This is a genomic window from Vibrio viridaestus (assembly GCF_003856525.1).
Classification (GTDB): Bacteria; Pseudomonadota; Gammaproteobacteria; order Enterobacterales; family Vibrionaceae; genus Vibrio; species Vibrio viridaestus.
In genome coordinates this window covers 1-351 of record NZ_RJVQ01000184.1, presented here as the reverse complement: position 1 = coordinate 351, position 351 = coordinate 1, and the positions used below count along the sequence as shown (strand labels likewise).

1 protein-coding gene is annotated in these 351 nt (G+C 50.7%); it reads right to left on the bottom strand.

The window, feature by feature from the left end:
- On the bottom strand, nt 1-351 hold a 351-nt coding region (locus EES38_RS22295), incomplete at both ends, for a hypothetical protein (protein WP_166434338.1).

Here is a 351-nt window from a genome sequence, read left to right as displayed (position 1 = left end):
TATGTGCCTCCTGCTTAAGAACATCGGCATCCTGAGTATTCAAATGGATCACGGAAAAGAAAAGCAACAGGCAACCCGCAATGGCCCCCGCAAGTGCCAACCCTGGCCGCAAGTAGTCTTTCGGAGCAAGGGGAATACGCTCCCACTCTTCAAGACTTTCATGGAAAGAACCTTTCACATGGTTCATGTGCAACAGAGACAAAAGATCTTCATGGGAACGGAGATTTTCCACAGGAATCCCGGGCAAACCAGCTTCAATTGCTTCAGTGAAACCATCCGGCTCGCCGCCACCGGGAAGAATCCAAACCACAACATTTTCCGGCTTCGGCTTTTCTTCCGCCTCAAGTTCCG